Raw genomic sequence first — 22,819 nt, 5'->3', positions numbered from 1 at the left:
CAGGCGCCGGATCGGGCCGGCCAAGGCCGCCACCTCTCCGTTGCGTCTTCCGCGGCGCCCGGTCGCCGCCCCTGTGCCGGGGCGAGCGCCGACGTGCCGATTCAGGAGCGGCGCTCTATCCGCGCCGGGGTGCGGCGCATCAGGATCTCCCCGTGGCGGATGGAGACCAGCGCATGGCCCTGGCTGCGCAGCAGCTCGTAGTCGCTGGCCGCCGAGAGGATCAGCAGGTTGGCCGGCCGTCCGACCTCCAGGCCGTAGCGCTCGCCCAGCTGCAGGGTTCTGGCGCTGTGCCCGGTGACCAGGTCGAGCGCGCGCTGCAGGTCGGCATAGCCGAGCATGTGGCAGATGTGCAGGCCGGCTTCGAGGATGCGCAGGATGTTGCCGTTGCCCAGCGGGTACCAGGGGTCGACGATGGAGTCCTGGCCGAAGCAGACGTTCAGCCCGGCGCGGTCGAGTTCGGCGACCCGGGTCAGGCCGCGGCGCTTGGGATAGGTGTCGAAGCGCCCCTGCAGGTGGATGCTCTCGGTGGGGCAGGAGACGAAGTTGATCCGCGACAGCTTCAGCAGGCGGAACAGCTTGGAGCAGTAGGCGTTGTCCCAGGAGCCCATGGCCGTGGTGTGGCTGGCGGTGACCCGCTCGCCCATCTCGCGCACCCGCGCCTCCTCGGCGAGCACCTCGAGAAAGCGCGACTGCGGGTCGTCGGTCTCGTCGCAGTGCACGTCGACCAGGCAGCCGGTGCGCTCGGCCAGGTCCATGAGGAATTTGATCGAGCTGACTCCCTGTTCGCGGGTGTTCTCGAAATGCGGGATGCCGCCGACCACGTCGGCGCCCAGCGCGATGGCCTCGGCCATCAGCTCGCGACCGCCTTGGTAGGACTCGATGCCTTCCTGCGGGAAGGCGACGATCTGCAGGTCGATCAAGTGGCGGGTTTCCTCGCGCACCTCGAGCATCGCCTTGAGCGCGGCGAGCGTCGGGTCGGTGACGTCGACGTGGGTGCGCACGTGCTGGATGCCGTGCTCGACCAGCATGTCGATGGCCTTCCTGGCCCGGGTCTTGGTGTCCTCGTGGGTGACCAGCGCCTTGCGCTCGGCCCAGCGCTCGATGCCCTCGAACAGGGTGCCGCTCATGTTCCAGGCCGGCTCGCCGGCGGTGAGGGTGGCGTCCAGGTGGATGTGCGGCTCGACGAAGGGCGGCACCACCAGGTTGCCGGTGGCGTCCAGCTCGTCGCCGCCGGCGTCGGCGGGCGCCGGCTGGGCGACGATCGCGGCGATGCGCGCGCCGTCCAGTTCGATGCGGTGGAGGCCTTCGCGGCCGCGCAGGCGGGCGTTGATGATCTTCATGGCGAAGCTTCCTTCTGCTTGTGCGGAGATGACCGCCGGTCCGGCGGGCCGGACCATTCAAGCAGCTGGCAGCGGATCTGGCGAGGGGCGGGCTGGAGGTGCGGCCCCGCCGTGGGGGCGAGGGGCCGGGAAGAGGCGATCAGCCGATGCTGATCGGCGGCAGCTGGGTCAGTTCGACGCTCTGCTGGCGGCGCGGGGCGAGGATTTCCGCTTCGCCGTCGACCACCAGCTCGTCGTGCTGGTTGTAGACGCGGGTGGCGATGCGCACGCGGAACTTCGGCAGCTTCTCGAGGATTTCCAGGCGCACGGTGAGGGTGTCGCCGAGCTTCACCGCGCGGGTGAACTGCATGGTCTGGCCGAGGTAGATGGTGCCCGGGCCGGGCATGGTGCAGGCCACCGCGGCGCTGATCAGCGCGCCGCTGAACATGCCGTGGGCGATGCGCTCCTTGTACGGGCTGCGGGCGGCGAACTCGGCATCCAGGTGTACCGGGTTGTGGTCGCCGGAGAGGGCGGCGAACAGCTGGATGTCCTTTTCCTCCACGGTCTTGCTGTAGCTGGCTTGCTGGCCGACCTCGAGATCGCCATAGGGGACGTTGGTAACCTGGCTCATGCAGTTTCCTTGGTGTTCTGTCTATAAGGGGAAAAGGAATCCCCATCGGGGCGATGGGAGAGGGGGAGATTCGGATTCGTTGCGAAAAGTCCGCATTGTAGTGCCGGGCGCCGTGGTTTTCACGGAAAGGAAGGCCGATTCGCACAGGCTTGAACTTCGCGCACCGAGCGCGCCCGTCTGGCAGGGGCAGGCCCGCGGCGTGCGAGCCTTCCGGGCGCCGGGCCTGCCTGCTACTCTCGGGCCGCCTGCCTGCCAGCGGACAACAAGAATTCAACCTGTGCCGATGCATGAAGTGGAGTGGCATTGCATGACCGAGACCCCCTGGAAGGACCATCACCCCGCCGGCCTCGTCCGCGACATCGATCCCGACCTGTACCCCAACATTCCCGCCGTGCTGAAGGCCTCCTGCCTGCGCTTCGCCGACCGGCCGGCGTTCAGCAACCTCGGCCATACCCTCAGCTATGGCGAGCTGTACGCGCTGTCCGGCGCCTTCGCCGCCTTCCTGCAGGGGCTCGAGGGCCTGCAGCCGGGCGACCGCATCGCCGTGCAGCTGCCCAACCTTCTGCAGTACCCGGTGGTGGTGTTCGGCGCCCTGCGCGCCGGGCTGATCGTGGTCAACACCAACCCGCTGTACACCGCCCGGGAGATGCTCCAGCAGTTCGAGGATTCCGGGGCCAAGGCCCTGGTCTGCCTGGCCAACAAGGCCCATCTGGCCGAGGAGGTGCTGCCGCGCAGCGGCATCCGGCACGTGGTGGTCACCGAGGTCGGCGACCTGTTGCCGCCGCTCAGGCGCGTGCTGGTCAACGGCGTGGTGCGCTACGTCAAGCGCATGGTTCCGGCCTACCAGCTGCCGCAGGCGCTGAAGTTCAGCGCCGCCCTGGCCGAAGGCCGCGGCCGGACGCTGCAGGAGGTCGAGGCGGCGCCCGGCGATGTCGCCGTGCTGCAGTACACCGGTGGCACCACCGGCACGCCCAAGGGTGCCATGCTCACCCACCGCAACCTGGTGGCCAACATGCTGCAGTGCCGGGCGCTGGTCGGCGGCGTCTTCGGCGAGGGCTGCGAAACCCTGGTCGCGCCGCTGCCGCTCTACCACATCTATGCCTTCACCCTGCACTGCATGGCGATGATGCTCCTCGGCAACCACAACCTGCTGATCAGCGATCCGCGCGACCTGCCGGGCATGGTCCGCGAGCTGTCGAAGTGGAAGTTCAGCGGCTTCGTCGGCCTCAATACCCTGTTCGCCGCGCTGTGCCACGACGAGGGCTTCCGCCGCCTGGACTTCTCCGCGCTGAAGCTGACCCTGTCCGGCGGCATGGCCCTGCAGCAGGCCGTCGCCGACTGCTGGAAGGCCACCACCGGCTGCGAGATCCTCGAAGGCTACGGCCTCACCGAAACCAGCCCGGTAGTGACCGGCAACCCCTGCGGGCACATCCGTCCCGGCACCATCGGCCTGCCGCTGGCCTCGACCCTCTGCCAGGTGCGCGACGACGAGGGTCACGAGCTGCCGCCCGGCGGCCGCGGCGAGCTCTGGGTGAAGGGACCGCAGGTGATGAAGGGCTACTGGCAGAACCCCGAGGCCACCGCCGCGGTGCTCGACGCCGACGGCTGGCTGCGCACCGGCGACATCGCGGTGATCGAGCCCGACGGCTACCTGCGCATCGTCGACCGCAAGAAGGACATGATTCTGGTGTCCGGCTTCAACGTCTATCCGAATGAGCTGGAGGAGGTCATCGCCAGCCTGCCGGGGGTGTTGCAGTGCGCCGTCATCGGCGTGCCCGACGAGCGCACCGGCGAGGCCATCAAGGTCTTCGTGGTGGTCAAGCCTGGCGCGACCCTGACCGAGGAGCAGGTGATGCGCCACATGCACGACAACCTCACCGGCTACAAGCGTCCGAAACACATCGAGTTCCGCGACCGCCTGCCGACCACCAACGTCGGCAAGATCCTGCGCCGCGAGCTGCGTGACCAGGAACTGGGCCGGACGGCCGGCGCGGAGCGGGCCGGCTCCTGAGCCGGTGCGGCGGGGCGGAGGAGGCGTCTGCCGCCCGGCTCGCCGGCGCGGAACCTCTGCGCCTCCCGACGGTCGATGCACAGGTTGCGCCACATACCAGTCCGGCTGTCTGGTCCAGGGAAAGACGTCCTGTCCGGGCGTTTCCTGCGCCAGCAGGATGTCTCCCCCGCAATCCCACCGACCATTTCCATTCGGGAGACGCTTCATGGACAGAGTCCGGATCCTGTTCTGCACCACCGTATGCTTCGCGGGCATGGCAGCCGTCGGCGTTCATTCCTCCATGGCTCGGGCCGCAGATGCGCCCGCCAGCCCCTGGGGCGCCAGTTCGTCGGGGAGCTCGTTCAGGACCCACCCGCAGTGGTTCCCGAAAATGGCGGAGGCGGGCGTCGCCACGGTTCGCCTGTTCCCCGAGTGGCGGGCGATAGAGCCGGAGGACGGAACCTGGAAATGGGATGCCGCCGACTCGCTGGTCGGCGCCGCCACCCAGAACGGTCTCAAGATCAGCGGACTCTTGCTGGGTTCCTCGCCGGGAACGGAGGCCAGCCATGCCTTTCCGATGAACGATCTGGACGACTGGTCCGAGTACGTCTCGGCGGTCGCCGGCCGCTACCGCGAGCAGATCCGCTACTGGGAAGTGTGGAACGAGGGCAACGGCTCCTTCAACGATGGCGGCAACACCACGTCAGACTACGCGAAGCTCGCCATCGCCAGCTACGAGGCGGCCAAGCGGGTCAACTCGCAGGCGCAGGTCGGCCTGACGGTCGCCAGCTTCGACCTTCCCTATCTCAACCAGGCGATCCTGGCCATGGCCAAGGCGGGCAAGCCGGACAGTTTCGACTATCTGTGCGTCCACCCCTACGAGGTGGCGGATGGCATCTCCAACGACGTCGACGGCGAGATTCCCTTCCTGTGGATGAGCCATCTTCTGCGCGACATGCTGAAGGACAGCGCACCGGAGCGCAGCGACGCCGAGATCTGGATCACGGAAGTGGGCCGCTGGATCGGCACGCGCAACGAGCGCACCGTCAGCGAGGCGGATGCCGCGAAGGCACTCGTCAAGATCTACACGATGTCCATCGCCCAGGGCATCGCGCGGGTCCAGTGGTTCGAGGCGCAGGCCCCACAGGGGGAGGATCAGGGATTCGGCTTGCTGGAGCAGGACGGCACGGCCCGCGACGCCTACCAGACGCTGGCCTTGCTGAAGAAAGCGCTCGGCGCGAAGCCGGCGTACCAGGGCTGGCTGGCCCTGGGCCGCAATGGCCGGGGTTATGGCTTCGTCTTCCAGGGGCATAGCTATCCCGTACTGGTCGCCTGGATGCCGAAAGGGCTGACCGACAAGTCGCTCTCGTTCGCCAGCGATGTGAAGGTGATCGATCCGTCGAACGGCACGAGCAGAACGCTCAAGGCCAATCAGGCTCTGGAGTTGAACGAGGCTCCTGTCCTGGTGGCCGGCCTGCCGACCGATCTGCGCGATCAGGCCAGGCTCAATGCCGGCAAGCGCTTTCCCTGGGGGGGCGATCATGCGGATGTCACTACGGTGAGCATCCGGCCTGGAACGGCGGATGCGGACAAGGGGGTCTTCCTGCTCGGCGAAGGCGAGCGACGCACCTTCGATTTCTCGGACGGCTCGTCGGGCGTCGAGATGGAGGGCGATATCTCGCATCCGGCGAACTTCTACGTCCATCCCTCGTTCGCCTCGCCGCAGACCCGGGACTACTACATCCGCGTCGCGGTCCGCCGCCTGGGCTCGGGCAATGTCGGCATGAACCTGCTCTACGAGGTTGCCGACAGTCAGGGGCGCACGCCCTACGTGAACAGGGGGAAATGGTTCGGCGCCTCGCAGGACAGCGGCTGGCAGACATATACCTGGCACGTCAGCGATGCGTCCTTCTCGAAGATGTGGGGCTACGACTTCAGCATCCGGCCGGAACAGTCGGTCCCCTTCGTCCTGGGCAAGGTCGAGGTCAGCACCCAGCCATTCAAATAGCGCAATGGCCCCGGGTGCTGGAGCCGGACATTCCTTGTCCGGCATTCCGCCAGGGAGGGGCGCAGGACAATCGCATGAACGTGTAGGAGCGAATTCATTCGCGACCCGCGCCATAGGTGCGGCAAATCGTTGAACATCTACGCCCCGCATGCGGGGCGGTCGCGGATGAATCCGCTCCTACAGGGGCGTATGCATGCCGACATTTCGCTGCATGCGATTGCCCCGGGAGGGGGCGGGTTACAGTCCCTGCTGGTACAGGTGTTCGAAGCAGAAGTTGGTCGCCTCGACGAAGCCCTCGGCGCTGCCGCAGTCGAAGCGCCGGCCCTTGAAGCGGTAGGCCAGCACGCAGCCGCTCTGGGCCTGCTTCATCAGTGCGTCGGTGATCTGGATCTCGCCGCCCTTGCCCGGCTCGGTATCGGCGATCAGCTCGAAGATGTCCGGGGTCAGGATGTAGCGGCCGATGATCGCCAGGTTGGAGGGCGCGTCCTCCGGCCTGGGCTTCTCGACCATGCTGGTGACCCGGTAGATGTCGTCGCGGATCATCTCGCCGGCGATCACCCCGTACTTGTTGGTCTGGTCGCGCGGCACTTCCTGGATGGCGACGATCGAGCAGCGGAACTGGCGATACAGCTTGACCATCTGCGCCAGCACCCCGTCGTCCCCGAGGTTCAGGCACAGGTCGTCGGCCAGGACCACCGCGAAGGGCTCGTCGCCGATCAGCGGCCGGCCGGTGAGGATGGCGTGGCCCAGGCCCTTCATTTCCACCTGGCGGATGTAGGAGAAGGTGCACTGGTCGATCAGCTCGCGCGTGCCGGCCAGATACTTCTCCTTGTCGGTGCCGCGGATCTGATGCTCCAGCTCGTAGCTGATGTCGAAATGGTCCTCCAGCGCGCGCTTGCCGCGGCCGGTGACGATGGCCATGTGCTGCAGACCGGCATCGCGCGCCTCCTCGACGCCGTACTGGATCAGCGGCTTGTTGACGATGGGCAGCATCTCCTTGGGCATCGCCTTGGTGGCCGGGAGAAAACGGGTGCCGTAGCCGGCAGCGGGGAACAGGCATTTGCGGATCATGGACGTCCTTGCAAGTGGATCAGGTGTTATTGAAGGTTCTGGCTCTGGAAGCGAGAGCCCTGTGGGTGGAAGTACGGGCCGCTGGCCCGCAGGATGAAACGGGCTGTCGCCTTACTCCGCGTAGCCTTGCGGATTCTTCGACTGCCAGTGCCAGGTGTCGCGCATCATGGCCTGCAGGCCGCGTTCGGCCCTCCAGCCCAGTTCGCGGGCGGCCTTGGCCGGGTCGGCCCAGCATTCGGCGATATCGCCGGGACGGCGGGGAGCGATGCGGTAAGGGACCGGCTGGCCGGAAGCCTCTTCGAAGGCCCGCACCATCTCCAGCACGCTGTAGCCACAACCGGTGCCGAGGTTCCAGATGTGTACGGCATGCTGCCGTGCGAGGGCGCGCAGCGCCTTGAGATGCCCCTTGGCCAGATCGACCACATGGATGTAGTCGCGCACGCCGGTGCCATCGCGGGTCGGGTAGTCGTCGCCGAACACCAGCAACTCGCGCAACTTGCCGATGGCCACTTGGCTGATATAGGGCAGCAGGTTGTTGGGCACGCCGTTGGGGTCTTCGCCGATCAGTCCGCTTTCGTGGGCTCCCACCGGGTTGAAGTAGCGCAGCAGGGCGATGCTCCAGCGCGGATCGGAGGCGGCCAGGTCGTGCAGGATCTGCTCGACCATCAGCTTCGAGCGGCCATAGGGATTGGTCGGCGTGCCGGTCGGAAAGTCTTCGCGGATCGGCATCTGCGCCGGTTCGCCGTACACCGTGGCGGAGGAGCTGAACACCAGGCGGAACACTTCGGCGCGGGCCATGGCCTGGCATAGCGCGAGGCTGCCGGCCACGTTGTGCTCGTAATAGTCCAGCGGCTTTTGCACGCTCTCGCCCACGGCCTTGAGACCGGCAAAATGCAGCACTGCCGATATGCGGTGCTGATGAAAAAGCCCGTCCAGCAGATCGCGGTCGCGAATGTCGCCCTCGACGAACAAGGGGCGTTTGCCGCAAATGGCCTCGATCTGCCGCAGAGAGCTGGGCGAGCTGTTGCAAAGATTGTCCAGCACCACCACCTCGAAACCGCTCTCGAGCAGCGCAAGGGTGGTGTGCGAGCCGATATAGCCGGCTCCGCCGGTTACCAGAATTTTCTCGGTCACAGGAGTTCCCTCTCCAGATCCAGAGCGCAGGCCCTTACGCCGGGCTGTGCGTGGACGGTCCAGTGTTGAGTGTGTGATGAGGTGTCGCTGATGAAGTGCGGCGGGCCTGGAGGCCGGGCCGCGAGAGGTAATGGCGTCAGGGAGAGCTGGAGGCCTGTTTTTCCTTCGCCTCTGTCAGCCCTTGCCGGACAATCGCTTCGTTTGGCCTGGAGATGTCCTCGAAAACCTTGCGGAACATCGGAATCAGCAGACTTCCGCCGCGTTCGCTCAGGTGGTCGTCGTCGAAGTAGATGGGCTGACCCCCTACATCACCCCGGCAACGGCTATCGCTGCATAGATAGGGAATGGGGTCGAGTATCTTCACGCCACAGCGTTCGGCCGCCATATCCTGGGTTTCGAGGACGAAGGCGTTGCGCTGCCGGTATTCCTCGAGAGAGACCGAAACCTCGGCTGGCCGGCCCAGCATCAGCGCGCGCCCCATGGTTTTGGGGACGTCGATCTTCAGTTCCGGTGTCGGACGTACCATATAGACGGGCCGGGTTTTGGCGAACTCGCAGGCTGCTTCTATCATTCCATCGCGCATGGCCTGGAAGAACTCATGCGTGCGGGATTGTTCGGGTGAGCCAATGTAAAAAAGCGGTACTTTGGCTTTGTCCGTTCGATCGGGCTCGTTCGGGCCGCTGATGTAAGCGGCTGAGCGGTTGATGATGAGCATGGGAACGTCGCTCGGCAGGCTTTTCTGCTTGTTCACCGCCTGAGTCAGGAACTCGTCACAGCGATAGTCGCGCTCCCCGGCTTTCTTTATGCCCAGAATCGTTGGGCAACTGGCCAGCGTCCAATCCAGAACATTCAGTGCCCGATCGGGGAGTGCCTTTTCGACCGAGCGGATCATGGCTCCGGCATGACTGTCGCCGATCACGATGACCCCCAGCGTGTCGCCGCCATAAGTGCACTCGGGGACAGGGAGGCTGAAGGCGAGGCATTCCTTGATCCGGGGATTCTTGTTTTCCGCCTCGTTGAACACCGCGCTGATCTGGGCGGGCAGGCGTCCAGGGATGCCTTGCTGCACGCGAACCAGCAGGCTCGGCAGCGCCACGACGCAAATAGCCGCCAGCAAGGCTCCTGCACCGGCCCACTGCGGCATGCGGGTCAGCGTGGTGCGGGCCGGTGTTTCGACCAGCGAATAGGACAGCCAGCCGAACAGCAGGGTCAACGCCATCCCCAGGCTAATGGCGCCCGCATGATCCTGCAGATGCAGATAGGACAGTGCGACGGCGAATGGCCAGTGCCACAGGTACAGCGAATAGGAGCAGTCGCCCAGCCATTGGGCGATCCGGCTGCCGGTCCATGGCGAGCCCTGGCGAGCGGCGATCAGCACCAGCAGGGTGCCCGTGACCGGAACCAGGGCTCGCCAGCCTGGCCAGTTGCTGCTGGCATCGAACAGCAGGATGGCGGCGATGATCAGGCTGAAGCCGCCCGTTTCGAGGGCGATTTGTGTCCGCGCAGAAAGCCGTAGCGGATTGGCAAGCAGATAGACCAGGCCGCCGGCCAGCATTTCCCAGGCCCGTGTCGGCAACAGATAGAAGGCGAACGTCGGTTCGACGGGCGAAACGAAAATGGAAAGCAACAGGGACAGCAGCAGACCCAGGGCGAGCGTCGCGGTTAGAGGCACTCGACCGGGGCGAATCCTCCAGATCGCAATCAGAACCAGCGGGAGGATCAGATAGAACTGCCACTCGACCGACAGCGACCAGGTATGCAGCAGCAGTTTCTCGTGGGATGCCGCGTCGAAGTAGCCCACCTCACGCCAGAGTTTAATATTCGAGAAGAAGCCGAGTGCGCTGATGACGTGCGTGCCGAGCTCCTTGTACTCGAGATCGGACAGGAAGAACCAGCCTGCGATCATCAGGATGAGGGTTAGAAAAAGCAGGGCCGGGATGATTCGCCTGGCGCGCGACAGGTAGAAACCGACCAGGGAAAATGCCGGGCGGGCTCCTCCCTGTTTTGCGGATGTTTCCAGGCCGCTTGCGATGATTCCTGTCATTAGAAAGCCGGAGATGACGAAGAAAACGTCGACGCCGATGAATCCGCCGGAGAATCCGGTGATCCCGAAGTGATAGAGGATCACCGCCAGTACGGCCCAGGCGCGCAGACCGTTTATGTCTTCTCTGAAACTCTTGCCTGTGGTGGTCATGTGATGGTCGCTTGCTACGAAAAGTGTAGGAATGCCGTAAGGTTGTCCTCTGCCTGCCGAGGAGGAGCGCGCATCGGCGCTACGCTGTGGATGCCTGTGGCTGGCATTGAAGTTTTCCTATCGCTTCCAGCAGTCGCATGGCGGATGTTCTCCAGTTGTAGCGCCCGGCATTTGCACGGCCCTTTTCCCGGAGTGTCCTGGCCAGCTCCGGTGTTGAAATGAGCAGGCCTATCTTTTCGGCGATGTCGTTGACGTCGTATGGCGAGCAATACAGGGCCGAGTCTCCACAGACCTCCGGAAGGCTCGCCGCATCCGATACGATGACCGGGCAGCCACAGGCCTGTGCTTCCAGGGGTGGAATGCCGAAGCCTTCGTAGAAGGAGGGAAATACAAAGGCGTCGGCCCCGCCGTACAGGTTGGCCAGCTCGTCGTCGGAAACCCTGCCGAGCAGTCTTATTCGGGGGTTCGATTCGATTTTTCTGGCCAGGTCGGAGTCCGCAAAGATCTTGTTCATCGCTCCGGCAATGTAGAGCTTGTGGGTGTCCTGCCGGAGCAGGCCGAATGCCTCGACCAGACCGTGAAAGTTCTTCTGCCGGCTTATCGAGGAAACCGCCAGTATGTAGCGTTCGCTGGCGGAGGCCGGCGTTTCCCGAAATGCGCTGGAAACGGCGTTGGGGACGACGGAAACCTTTTCGGGGCGGAGCTGGTAGGCCGTGCAGATTTCGCTTTTGGAGAACTCGCTGACGGTCAAAACTTTCAGCGAGGTTTTCATCATCCTGGGTATGGCCAGTCGATAGGCTGTGCGGAATTGCCAGGAAAAGTTTTCCGGGAATTTCTCGAAGGCTATGTCGTGCAGCGTCGATACCTTGTTCCAGTACAGAAGCGGAGCGGTGTTCGCCAGGTTTATCAGTAGTGGCGAGTTCCGGGTTTTCAGGAGTGCCGGAAGGTCGATCTGCTCCCAGGCGTGTCCGGTACGGCTGCCGATCACTTCGACGCCCAGGGCTCTGGCAGTTTCCTGATGCAGTATGTTCTGCGGGGCCACGAATTTGATGGATGGCATTAGCTCGACCAGTTGCCTGCTGATCTCCAATGCATAACGCTGCACGCCGGTTATGGGCTGCGTCAGGAAGCGGGCATTTACATATACCAATCTGAAGGTCCTTTCTTGATCGGTTCGGGAAAAGCCGAATGATTGCTTTCGATGCTCATGGGTTACAGGGCAAGGTTTCTCTCGGGCGATGGCCTTGCCTTGAGGATGCGCTTGCCGATGTTCTGCCCGGTCGTTTCTATATATCTATATGTGACGGTCGAGCAGAGAATGACTGCCGCCAGGATGGCGAACACGAGGAAGTTGTTCAGGATGAGGTTTCCGAAGTCCAGATAGCGTGCTTCGCCCACCATGTAGGAAAACTCTTTCCCGAGGATTTTCTGCAGGACGATGGAGAGTGCTATGACGCAGAAAATGACGGCAATATGGGTCATATAGATGGAGTAGGACAGTTTGCCCAGCGTGGTCAGAAGCGGAGTTCTCAGCAGGTCGGATATTCTTCCCTGTTCGAAGGCGAAGACGATCGCGATGCAGCAGAACACCAGGCTGGTCAGGATCGATTTGTGGTCGATGTCTGCCGTGACGAGCCAGCAGGCAGCGACCAGCAGGAGCGGCTCGAGCGCCATTGTCAGTGCCCTGCCCGGTGGGGCGTTGTTCTTGACGAAAACAAAGACCAGATAGGCGAGGGCGCCTGCGAAGAAGCTGGACAATCCCCGCATGGCCGCTTCGGTGAAGATCTCGCTGCCCGCATACAGGGCGAGAAACATCGATGCGGAGATAATCGTCCAGGCAATGTATCTCGGCCTTGTTCCACAGAGCGTCAGGGCGGCAAAGAATAGGTACATGTAGTATTCGATGCTTATGCTCCAGGAGGGGTAGTTGAAGGACAGCTTGTTCGTTGCATCGGTCCAGGCCTGGACGAGCAGGAGGTTGGGCAGGATTTCCGAGACGGCCCTGTTCGCCGTGAATGGGGCCTCGCCGAAAGAGACCCCATTGCGGTAGGCAAGCAGTTTTGCCAGCTCCAGGAGGATGAAGACCAGCAGCATCGCTATATGCAGAGGGAATATCCTGAAGGTTCTCGAGATGAGGAACTTCTTGAGGTCGATATTGTGCTTCGTGCCATATCCGTGTGCCAGGACAAAGCCGCTGAGCACGAAAAAGAAGTCGACGAAAAGTTCCGCGTTACGAAAGAAGACAAGTTCCGTGAGACTTTGCGGAACGTGCAGGTGATAGAGGACAACGGACAGGGCGCACAGGCCTCTGAAGCTGTCCAGCACATGAAATCTTTCCGTGTGAAGCATGGTTGGGTTTTGCCTGATGAGGTTGGAGTGGCCCAAAGCAAAATGATCGACGATCGTGCCGAATGAATGGCGCGAAATCAGCGCCACTCTTCCGGACAGTCGACTTTCCAGTCGGCGAATGCCGACTCCAGCGGGTACTGGTACGGATAGCCGTGCTCCACCAGGAAGCCGGGGAGAATGTTGTTCGAGCGCACCAGCTTGCGAATCCGCACCGGGCTGAACGGGTGCCTGATGCCGAGCGGACGGGCGATCAGCTCGATGCCGTAGGCCGCACTCAGCAGCAGCGGGTAGGGGATGGCCGGCACCTTGCGGCGGACGCCGGCCACCTTGCAGACGGCTTCCACGTATTCCTGGATCGAGGGGCCGGGGTTCATCGACATGTTGAACAGCGTGAAATGCTCGCCCCGCTCCTTCTGGCGCTGCAGGGCCCACCACATGGCCGCGCACAGCTCCTTCACATAGGTGCCGGCCTTGCGGGTGTCGCGGTTGCCCATATAGAAGAAGTAGCGCTTGAGCACCGCCTTGATCAGGCGCGAAACGTTGCCACCCTCGCCCGGGCCGAAGACCACGCCGGGACGGACGATGACCAGATGGCGCTGCGCCCGGTCGGCGGCCAGCCAGGCCTGGTGGATCTTCTCCGCGGCCAGCTTGGAGCCGCCGTAGGCGGTCACCGGAACCGGCAGGGAACGCTCGTCCTTCTGCTGCTCGCTCGGGCCATAGGGCGAAATGGAGCTGGTGAAGACGAGGTCGCGGCAGCCCACGCGCTCGGCCCAGGCGCAGACGTGCTCGGCGCCGAGCAGGTTGGTCTCGTAGTACTCGAAATCCTCGTGACCCGGCTCGCGGTGCACCGCGGCGAAGTTGGCGATCAGGGCAACCGGCTCTTCGGGCTGCCAGGCGATTTCCTGACGGACGTCGCCCTTGACCTCGACGATCCCCGCCTCTTCACGGACCAGCCGGGTGCGATAGGGGAAGGGCTTGTCGGCCACCTGTTCCTTGTCGAACAGGTAGACCTTTGCAAAATCGCCGGTGGCGAGCAGTTGTTTGGCGAAGAAGACGCCAATGAAGCCGGAGCCTCCGAAAATGACAGCGCAGCTCATCCGATAAATTCCTCAAGCATGAAAGGAGTCTTGCGACTCGGGTTCCGTGGTCGATGGCCGTTCAGGCCCTGCAAGTCGGGAGGTCAGACCCGCCCGTACACATCCTCGAAGCGCACGATGTCGTCCTCGCCCAGGTAGGAGCCGGACTGCACCTCGATCAGCTCCAGGGGGATGACGCCGGGGTTTTCCAGGGCGTGGATCTGGCCGACGGGGATGTAGGTGGACTGGTTTTCCGCCACCAGGTAGGTGTTTTCGCCGTTGGTGACCTTCGCCGTGCCGCTGACCACGATCCAGTGCTCGGCGCGGTGGTGGTGCATCTGTACCGAGAGCTTGGCGCCGGGCTGCACGGTGATGCGCTTGACCTGGTAGCGCTGGCCGTTGTCGATGGAGTCGTAGACGCCCCAGGGCCGGTACACCTCGCGGTGGTTGAGGTGCTCCTGGCGCCCGGACTCCCTGATCCGTTCGACGATCTTCTTCACGTCCTGGACCCGGTCCTTGTGCGCCACCAGCAGGGCGTCCTTGGTTTCGACGATCACCAGGTCCTCGACCCCCAGGGTGGCGACCAGGCGGCTGTCGGCGTGCACGTAGGTGTTGCGGCTGTCCTGGATGAGCACGTCGCCGCGGAACACGTTGCCCTCGGCATCCTTGGCGCTGACTTCCCAGAGCGCCGACCAGGAGCCGATGTCGCTCCAGCCGGCGTCCAGCGGCACCATGGCCGCATCGGCGGTCTTCTCCATCACCGCATAGTCGATGGAGTCTTCCGGGCAGGCGGCGAAGGCGTCGGGATCGACCCGAACGAAGCACGGATCCTGCGGAGCGACGTCCAGCGCCGCGCGGCAGGCCGCCAGGATGTCCGGACGGAAGCGTTCCAGCTCTTCGAGGTAGCGGCTGGCGCGGAACAGGAACATGCCGCTGTTCCAGAAGTAGTCGCCGCAGATCAGGTAGCTGTGGGCGGTGGCCGGGTCGGGCTTCTCGACGAAGCGGCCGACCGCGAAGCCGCCCGCCTCCAGCGCCGCGCCGCGCTCGATATAGCCGTAGCCGGTCTCCGGATGGGTGGGGACGATGCCGAAGGTCACCAGCCGGCCCGCTTCGGCCAGCGGCAGGGCGGTGCGGATGCTGGCATGGAAGGCTTCCACGTCCTGGATCAGGTGATCGGCGGCCAGCACCAGGAGGATCGGGTCGTCCGCCTGGCCAAGGGCCTGAAGCGCCGCCAGGGCGATCGCCGGGGCGGTGTTGCGGCCGACAGGCTCGAGCAGGAGGGGCGCCTGTTCCAGGCCGAGCCGGCGCAACTGTTCGACGACGAGAAAACGGTGCTGCTCGTTGCAGATCAGGCAGGGCAGGGCGACCTGCAGGCCCTGCAGACGCTGGAGGGTGGCCTGCAGCATGGACAGCTGGGCGTCGGCCAGGGCGAGGAACTGCTTGGGGTTGAGCTGGCGGGACAGCGGCCACAGGCGCGAGCCTGAGCCCCCGGCCATGATGACGGGAAAAAGCATGGAGAACACATCCTGTATTCGGCAGTCAGCGGACTGACTGTGCAAGGCTGGAAAATGGAGTTGGTTTAGCGAGCGGGACTATCGATAAAGTCAGGGCAGGTGCGTGAAGCTGAAGGAAGGCCAATAGCGGGGTTTGTTGTTTTGGGAGCGGATGAATCCGCTCCTATACCAGGCTCAGATCCTTCAGGCGGCTGTTCTGGGAGTCCTGAGTGGTGGTCTGGAAGTACTCCTGGCGAAAGATGAAGTTCTTGATCCGTTGCTTGAAAACGCTCTTGTCGAAGGTGGCGGCATGTTCATGCAGGAGCGCCGGGGCGAATTTGTATTCGCCGTTTTCCAGCTGCTGCACGGCCTGCACCAGGGCCTCCACGCTCTGCTCCTTGAACAGGATGCCGGTCTTGCCGTGGATGACCGTCTCCAGCGCACCACCCTTGCCGTAGGCGATGACCGGAGCGCCCGCCGCCATGGCCTCGACGGGAACGATCCCGAAGTCTTCCATCCCCGGGAAGACCAGGCCCCGGCAGCGTTGCAGCAGGTCCTTGATGACCGGGAAAGGCTGGCGTCCCATCAGTCTCACATTGGGCCGGGCCTTGGCCTGCAGGCTGTCGAACAGCTCGCCTTCACCGATCACGATCAGCGGCAGGCCAAGCCTGTTGAAGGCCTCGACGGCCAGGTCCGCGCGCTTGTAGGCGACCAGCTGCCCAAGGCACAGGTAGAAGTCGCCACGTTGGGCGTCAGGGCTGAAGTCGGAGGTATTGACCGGTGGGTAAATGACCTCGGCCTCGCGGTGGTAGAACTTCTTGATGCGCGAGGCGACGAATTTCGAGTTGGCGACGAAGTGGTCCACGCGATCTGCCGAAAGCCTGTCCCACGCCCGCAGCCGGTGGGCGATCCACGGAAAGAGCATGCGAACGATCCGCCCGGCGCCAGCTTGATACTCATGGTACATGTCCCACACATAACGCATGGGCGAGTGGCAATAGCAGATGTGCAGGGCGTCCGGACGGGTGATGACGCCCTTGGCCGGACCGGACTCGCTGCTGAGCACCAGGTCGTACTCGCTGAGATCAAGTTGCTCCAAAGCAAGCGGCATCAAGGGTAAGTACTTCTGGTAGTGCTTTCTGGCGCCTGGCAGGCGCGAGATGAAGGACGTGTGGATCTGTCCCCGGAAGTTTGCCGGGAGTGACTGGCGTACCATTTTTTCATTGCAGACATGGATGAAGAGGTCTGCTTCCGGGAACAGTTCGACAAGCGCAGAGCAAACGGCCTCGCCGCCACGATTGCTGAGCCACCAGTAGTGGACAATTGCGACTTTCATGGGAACTTCCTTATTGAATAAACAGGGGAGGTAAATATCCAACGGTTGTGGAATTCGATGTGTGTGCAGTGCTTTTCTTCAAGTGTTTGGAGACGCTCGGGAACGAGCGGGACTGTTTTTATTTTGTCAGGGCGCGCGACGGCAGGCTGAACAGGATGCGTCCAAGATGACAGTTCAGCAGGGAGTAAATCTGGATGCACAATACGGCATTCAGCGCGACAAGCACCGGTGGCGCAAAGAGCACAAAGGCTTCCGCGAAAAGAGCAGGAAGTTGCAGGGGTGAAATAAGCTGGGCAGCAATATTGATGATGAAAAAGCTGAGCAGGTAAATGGACAGCGTATGGCGACCCAGCGTGCACAACAGCCTCAGCGGGTAACGCCGCGCCAGCAGCGTGAAGAAGTCGATGGCGGCGATTACCAGACAGGTGGCGACCACAAGATTGGCGCCGGGCAGGCCCATCGCATCGTAGTGACGGCCAAGTGCCAATAGCCCTATGGCGCTCACGCAGGCCAGCGAGAAACGCATCCCGTTGAACTGGCTGGCAAGCCGTTCGACATAGGCTTTGCCATAGCATCCGGCGGTGAAGAATATGGCGTTGCCGGCAAGGCTCAGCAGGTTCCAGTGTTGCGTCGGAATGACTTGCTTATAGAAGACGGCCAGCAGGGCGATGAGCGCGAATGTCAGCCCGATATGGCGACTGCCGAGCTTGCAGGCCACGAAGTAGATGACCAAGGCATAGAGATACCAAATGGGAGTATCCCCGACGAGGGCGTGCCGGGCGAGGTCATCGAGCCCCAGTGGAAAGGGAACATTGCCGGGAACCAGGGCCGGATCGAAGTTCGCTATCAGAAAGGCACGAAAGCCCAGTTCAATCGACATCCACAGCAGATAGATCCACAGGAAGGTGGCGATACGTGGCTGAAAGACATCGCGCCAGTTGCGATTGAAAACGGCCGAATGGGCCAGAAAGCCGGAAATAAGAAAGAACAGCGGCATGCGCAGCCAGCCCAGTCCGACAACCATTATCTGCCACACTTTGAAACTGAGCGTGTCGGACAGGGGCGAGTTCAGGAAGATATAAACGACCGTGTGGTAGAGCACTACCAATATCAGGCATGCGCCTTTGGCAGCATCCAGCCACTCGATGCGTGCCGAGGGGGGACTGGAAGTCACTATTTATTCCTGCGAAGTATTTTTCGTTGCCTGGGCGGGTGCCATGAAAATGCAATTGGCTGATCGGCAGCCTCTCACGAACATCCGCCATGGAGCGCCGAAGGCAGCGGCCTAGCTCAGGGCTTTCGCCATGAGCTGGGCCGACATGCACCAGCTCTGGACCTTGCCCGGAGCGTTCGGCCGCTGGTCGGGCGAAACTGCCAGGATCTGCAGCAGCGCCCCGGCGATTTCTTCGGCATTCGGGGCCACTACCCGGCCCTGGCTGGCAGCGGCTTCCTTCAGCTCGGGCACATTGGAGACGATCACCGGCGTGCCCACGGCGCGGGCCTCGAGAACCGGCATGCCGAAGCCTTCGTACAGGGAGGGCATGACCAGCACGTCGGCCAGGGCGAACACGCCCGGCATCAGTTCGTCCGGCACATAGCCCGGCAGAACGATGTCGTTTGCCGGGTTTTCGGCGATCCGGCGCGCCAGTTCCCGGTTCTGCCAGCCGCGGGCGCCGACCAGTACCAGCTTGTGGCCGGCCAGTTCGCCGCGCTGCTTGAGCTGCACGAAAGCGTCCACCAGCGCACCGATATTCTTGCGCGGCTCCAGCGTCGAGACCGCCAGCACGTAGGGCGGCTCGATGCCCAGCGGCGCCAGGGCGATCTGCGCCGCCTGGCGTTCGGCTGCGTCCAGCGGCCGGAACTCCGCCCGGACGCCCGGGCGTACGATGCCGTCCGCCGCTCTGCCGGCCCAGCGCAGCAGGCGGTTCGACGTGCCCTGGGAGTTCGCCAGGATGGCATCGGCGCTGCGCACGTCGCGGTCGAACCAGACCATGTGCGACAAGCGGGTCGCCCATTCCATGGTTTCCGGCACGAGGCGGTGATTGAGGTCGTGCACGGTCGCCACCACGCGGCGGGCGACTCGCCGCCCCGGATGAATGGTCCGGCCGGCCCAGAACACGTCCAGCCGGTCCCGGCGCGCCATTTCGGCTCCGCGGGTTTTCAGCCAGAGGAATGAGGGCAGCTTGCGGGCGAGCGGCGAAGGCTCGCGGCGCACTATCCAGCGCGCGGCGGGCAGGGCGATCTGTTCGGGGGCAAGGCGCGTGTAGACGAAGAACTGTACGTCCGGCAACAGGCGATCCAGTTCACGACACAGGTTGAACACGTACTGGCCAACCCCGGAGAGCGGCGTGCGCAGGGCATCGCCATCGATCCCCACTCTGCTCAGGGGCAGCGATCGACGCGATGCTGTGGCGGCGGACATGTTTCCGCCAGCGGTCAGACGCTGATGCAATTTGCTTGTCCTTCCTCTGTTGTGGGCGAAACCCGGAATTGGCGCTTCATGGCGGCGCTGCGAATATCCGGGGAGCGAGACGGGCCTGCGGTTTTCATATCTCCAGCACGCGCAGCGGATCGAGTTTTCCCGAGAGGAGATGGAGGCAGGCACGCAGGTTGCCCCGCAGGCGTCCGGGGAAGTCCTTGATGCGCACCCCCGTCAGGGTTTTCAGCAGATTGGAGAGCATGTTCTTCGCCATGAGCGTGACCGCCGTGCGCCAGGACATCGTGCCCTTCCTGGCGAGATAGATCGGATTGGAGATCTGCGAGTATCCGAAGCGCACTCCGCTCGTGCGGCCGGAGCTGGCGCCCATGTGAACCCCCTTGCAGGCAGGTACCAGCGCCACTACGCCATGGCGCCGTGCCCGATTGGCGAAGTCGTAGTCCTCCTGCCAGCCATAAAGCGGAAGGTTTTCGTCGAATCGCGTGTTGCGGGCCACGATGCCGCGAAAGGCCATGTTGCAGCCATAGAGCCCCTCGAGAACCCGGGTTTCGGTCGAGTTGGACCAGTGCGGCTCCGGTTGTCTGATTCCGCCGAGATAGTGCGGCACGTCCTGTTCCGGAATCCCGCGCTCGGTCTTGATGCCGTCGGCCAGCACATGGCCGGTGAGGCCGGCCAGTTCCTTCCAGTCCTGCATCGCCGTCGCGGCAGTTTCCAGCCAGTTCGGCGCGGGCCGGAAATCGTCGTCGAAGAACGCCACGAGCCAGTCGTTCGGCGCCAGGGCATCCACATGGGGCAGCAGGGCATCCAGTCCGGCATTGCGCTGGGTGGTCGCACTGGCGCGCGCCAGCAGCAGGCTCACTTGCCCATCGGCGGTCAGCGGATGGTTATCCAGGCCTTGAATGTCGCTGGGTTCGCTGCCGACCACGATGATATGCGAGGGCATGAGCGTCTGGCGGGCCAGATAGTCGAGCAGGACATAGGTTTCCCTGGCGCGCCCTTTGGTGGCGACGATGACGAATGCTTTCATTGGAGAACGTCCATTTATCTGAAGTCGAAGAGGCGGGCGAGGATGCCCATTTCCCGGCATGAACGAATCAGGCCGACCAGGACGACCAGTTCGCCGGCTATCCGGGCGATGGCCATGCCCTGGGCGCCATGGGCAATGCCCAGCGGGATCGCACATAGCAAGTTCACGGCTGCGCCAAAAAGAGCAACTCTGGCCAGCGTGTTTTCCTTGTGAAGCGGAATCAGTACATAGCTGCTCAATACCAGGCTGATGGCGCTCAGCGGGAATACGAAGGCCAGGTATTGAAGTATCGGCACGCTCCTCTCGAAGCCTGCCCCGAAGATCAGCGGCACGATCCAGTGGCCGAGCAGAAGGCTGCAGGCCAGACCACAAAGCCCTATGCCGACCAGAAGGAACATGGCCTTTCTGACCAGGCCATAGGCGGCATTCGCATCCTGGAGGAACATGGCCGTGATGCGCGGGACGAAGATCTGACCCGCGGGGCCCATCACGCTCAGGCCGACCGCGACCAGGCGTTCTGCCGCACCGAAGGCCCCGACCTCCGCCTGGGTGGAGAGGATGCTGAGCAGATAGGTCGAAGAGGCGATCAGCAGCACGGAGCTGCCGCTGTAGAGAAAGATCGTGCTGGAGGAGCGAATCAGGGCAAAGCCGGCTTTCAGGTCGAGCGGCGGCCGTGCGATTTCGTCCCTTATCCACCAGTGCGCAACGGCAAGCGCCGTGAGCCCCGAGCACAGCAGCGAGGCGAGGACCAGATCGGCATCGTCCTGGTTTCGCACCAGTGTCAATATCAGCAGAAGACTGATGGCGAAGCCCAGGACCTCCAGTTTCACCGAGCTGCGCGGGCGGCCGCTGCCGGTGAAATACCATCCCAGGTTGAAGGCCGACACTATTCCCAGCGCCAGGGCCAGAACCGCGGTCAGCGGGTCCGCCGACAGGACGGGGGACAAGACGATGGCGATGGCCGCGCCGAGCACGGCAATGACGCCAAGGATCGCGCGCGCCATGAAATGCTCGGCGAACAGTTCCGCATAGCGTGCAGGAGCCGCGGTGGCAATGGCGCGTGTACCCGTCGTCGAGAAACCCCAGTTGACGAAGAGCCAGACCATGTTCATCAGCGACATGGCGGCGAGCACCAGTCCGTAGCCTTCGACACCCAGCACTCGCCCGTAAAACGGGATCAGCAGCAGGAGATAGAGGTAGCGGAGCGCGTAGGCGATATAGACGAAAACAAAGTCGGCGCGCGACTGCCGGCTGTCGGTGAGTTCCAGGCTGCTCATTTTTGTAGTCTGTAGCGCAGGTTGAAGGGCGGGGCGATGGCTGTGGCGCTGCCTGGGTTCTCGACAGGGCGATGGCCTTGTTTGGCGGCGCTTATCGTGAGTGCCAGGGACACGCCGTAGAGAAAGGCGTTGTAGCTGCCGAAGTCCGCGGTGGTGCCGGCCAGAAGCCCTATGATGAACGCCGGGATATAGGCGAGATGGACGCCCCTGAGCATCGCCCGGCTGACCCCGTCGGCGCTTGAAGGCAGCCTGCTCAGCAGCGTCTGCAATACGAAGGCGAAATACAGCAGGCCGCCGATCACGCCGGTATTGCTGAACACCGCGGCGGCGAAGTTCGAGGTCCGGGTACTGCCGATGCCCACGCCCAGGCCCCAGGTATCGGCAAGCGCCTGCCAGCCTACGGCGGTCCACATGCTGCGCTCTTCATAGGAGCGGGTCTGGCTTTTGCTGAGCACCATCTCATCGATCTTCTCGACGATGGGGTCGAGCAGGGATGGATTGACCAGGAGTACGAGGCTCAAACCCAGTAGCGCCGAAAAGGCCGTCCAGAATTCGAAACCGAGCCTCCTGCGCGCGAAGGTATCCGCAGACTTCGAATTTTTCCGCCACGCCCACTCCATCGCCGCAATCAGTCCGAACACGGCCAGCCCCACATAGGCGCCGGAGGAGGTCGACAGCCAGATGAACAGCACCAGAAGCGCAGCGAGTGCCGGAGAGGCGCGCTCGCGCAGCCAGCGGTCCGTCATGGCATGGCGGAGGAAATAGATGAGGCACAGGAAGGAAATGCACAGTCCGCCATAGGCGGAAGCCTCCGGCATGAGTCCGACGACCCGCTTGCCGCCGAGCGTTTGCGCCTCCGTCATCAGCGCGTAGGTCGCGGTACGGAAGGGGCTCAGCAGGCCATCGAGCGCGACATATTGGGACAGAAAATCCAGAAGGCCGGTAAACACCGTCAGCGCCGCGCCCAGATACATGGCGGACAGGGCGTGCTGGCGCTGGACGGGGTCACGCAGCATGCGGGCGAAGGCGAACACCGCAAAAATCGAGATCGTCAGGTAGGCGAGCTGCGAGAAATTCTGGGTGGTCGGCTTGAGCGGCTCGCCGGTGGTGGCGACCACCAATTGCTCCAGGCGCACCGGGATGATCGAGACCTCGCCTGCGAAAAAGCGCGGCATGAAGATCGTGGTCACTATCGCCACCAGCCAGAAGAGAAACAGCAGCAACAGGCGTTTTCGTGAATATGCCGCCGCAGCGAAGAACTTCAGGCCGCCCCAGCTGCACAGGCTGCGGATGATGATGAGCAGCGCCAGCATGGGGGTCGGCGTCAGGGTCAGGCCGCCGGTCAGCGCCGGCGGTATTACCGCAAAGGCGCCGAATGGCATGGTGCCGAAGAACAGATACAGCAGCACATGACTCTTGCCGGACAGGCCCAGGAGGGCAAGTCCCCAGAACAGCGCGATAGGGATGGCTTCCATGA

General features: G+C 63.5%; 17 protein-coding genes. 2 read left to right on the top strand and 15 right to left on the bottom strand.

Features of this window, described 5'->3' with window-relative positions:
- Positions 1–101 precede the first annotated feature (101 nt).
- Complete coding sequence (gene codA / locus EV691_RS00735; protein ID WP_131297946.1) at positions 102–1,340, bottom strand: cytosine deaminase; 1,239 nt, start codon at positions 1,338–1,340, stop codon at positions 102–104.
- Positions 1,341–1,479: 139 nt separating this feature from the next.
- Positions 1,480–1,950: a MaoC family dehydratase gene (locus EV691_RS00730; protein ID WP_039803644.1), complete on the bottom strand. Its 471-nt coding sequence runs from the start codon at positions 1,948–1,950 to the stop codon at positions 1,480–1,482.
- Between the two features lie 307 nt (positions 1,951–2,257).
- On the opposite strand from EV691_RS00730, the gene EV691_RS00720 reads away from it, so the two are divergent.
- Positions 2,258–3,961, top strand: a complete 1,704-nt coding sequence (locus EV691_RS00720; protein ID WP_131297947.1) for a long-chain fatty acid--CoA ligase — start codon at positions 2,258–2,260, stop codon at positions 3,959–3,961.
- 370 nt (positions 3,962–4,331) lie between these two features.
- A complete protein-coding gene (locus EV691_RS00715) occupies positions 4,332–5,948 on the top strand; it encodes an endo-1,4-beta-xylanase (RefSeq protein WP_165496530.1) in 1,617 nt (538 codons plus the stop codon).
- A gap of 237 nt (positions 5,949–6,185) precedes the next feature.
- Here the strand turns inward: EV691_RS00715 and galU are convergent, their stop codons facing one another.
- From galU to EV691_RS00650, 13 genes are all read right to left on the bottom strand, one after another.
- Positions 6,186–7,019 carry a UTP--glucose-1-phosphate uridylyltransferase GalU gene (gene galU, locus EV691_RS00710; RefSeq protein ID WP_131297949.1) on the bottom strand — a complete coding sequence of 278 codons (834 nt, stop codon included), beginning with the start codon at positions 7,017–7,019 and terminating at the stop codon, positions 6,186–6,188.
- 111 nt (positions 7,020–7,130) lie between these two features.
- A complete protein-coding gene (galE, locus tag EV691_RS00705; protein ID WP_242672513.1) occupies positions 7,131–8,153 on the bottom strand; it encodes a UDP-glucose 4-epimerase GalE in 1,023 nt (340 codons plus the stop codon).
- Between the two features lie 136 nt (positions 8,154–8,289).
- Positions 8,290–10,347: an acyltransferase family protein gene (locus tag EV691_RS00700; protein WP_131297950.1), complete on the bottom strand. Its 2,058-nt coding sequence runs from the start codon at positions 10,345–10,347 to the stop codon at positions 8,290–8,292.
- A 79-nt stretch (positions 10,348–10,426) separates the two neighbouring features.
- Positions 10,427–11,497, bottom strand: a complete 1,071-nt coding sequence (locus EV691_RS00695) for a glycosyltransferase family 4 protein (RefSeq protein ID WP_131297951.1) — start codon at positions 11,495–11,497, stop codon at positions 10,427–10,429.
- A gap of 62 nt (positions 11,498–11,559) precedes the next feature.
- Positions 11,560–12,783 (bottom strand): acyltransferase family protein, encoded by a 1,224-nt coding sequence (locus tag EV691_RS00690; protein ID WP_131297952.1) that lies wholly within the window; start codon positions 12,781–12,783, stop codon positions 11,560–11,562.
- Positions 12,774–13,793: an NAD-dependent epimerase/dehydratase family protein gene (locus EV691_RS00685; RefSeq protein WP_131297953.1), complete on the bottom strand. Its 1,020-nt coding sequence runs from the start codon at positions 13,791–13,793 to the stop codon at positions 12,774–12,776. Before EV691_RS00685 ends, EV691_RS00690 begins: the two co-directional genes overlap by 10 nt.
- Positions 13,794–13,876: 83 nt before the next feature.
- Positions 13,877–15,286 (bottom strand): mannose-1-phosphate guanylyltransferase/mannose-6-phosphate isomerase, encoded by a 1,410-nt coding sequence (locus EV691_RS00680; protein WP_131297954.1) that lies wholly within the window; start codon positions 15,284–15,286, stop codon positions 13,877–13,879.
- A 163-nt stretch (positions 15,287–15,449) separates the two neighbouring features.
- Positions 15,450–16,643, bottom strand: coding sequence for a glycosyltransferase (locus EV691_RS00675; protein ID WP_207390174.1), 1,194 nt, complete (start codon positions 16,641–16,643; stop codon positions 15,450–15,452).
- 76 nt (positions 16,644–16,719) lie between these two features.
- Positions 16,720–17,775, bottom strand: a complete 1,056-nt coding sequence (locus tag EV691_RS00670; protein ID WP_165496531.1) for an acyltransferase family protein — start codon at positions 17,773–17,775, stop codon at positions 16,720–16,722.
- Between the two features lie 111 nt (positions 17,776–17,886).
- Positions 17,887–19,023 (bottom strand): glycosyltransferase family 4 protein, encoded by a 1,137-nt coding sequence (locus tag EV691_RS00665; RefSeq protein WP_131297956.1) that lies wholly within the window; start codon positions 19,021–19,023, stop codon positions 17,887–17,889.
- A gap of 124 nt (positions 19,024–19,147) precedes the next feature.
- Entirely contained in the window at positions 19,148–20,065 is a 918-nt protein-coding gene (locus tag EV691_RS00660) for a glycosyltransferase family 2 protein (RefSeq protein WP_131297957.1), read from the bottom strand.
- Positions 20,066–20,079: 14 nt separating this feature from the next.
- Entirely contained in the window at positions 20,080–21,342 is a 1,263-nt protein-coding gene (locus EV691_RS00655; RefSeq protein WP_131297958.1) for an oligosaccharide flippase family protein, read from the bottom strand.
- Positions 21,339–22,817: a hypothetical protein gene (locus EV691_RS00650; RefSeq protein ID WP_207390175.1), complete on the bottom strand. Its 1,479-nt coding sequence runs from the start codon at positions 22,815–22,817 to the stop codon at positions 21,339–21,341. The genes EV691_RS00655 and EV691_RS00650 overlap by 4 nt, the downstream gene beginning before the upstream one ends.
- Between the last annotated feature and the right edge of the window lie 2 nt (positions 22,818–22,819).

It is taken from the genome of Azotobacter chroococcum (assembly GCF_004339665.1).
Lineage (GTDB): Bacteria > Pseudomonadota > Gammaproteobacteria > Pseudomonadales > Pseudomonadaceae > Azotobacter > Azotobacter chroococcum.
The sequence above is the reverse complement of the archived record's forward strand: the minus strand, read 5'-3'. Positions and strand labels throughout refer to the sequence as shown.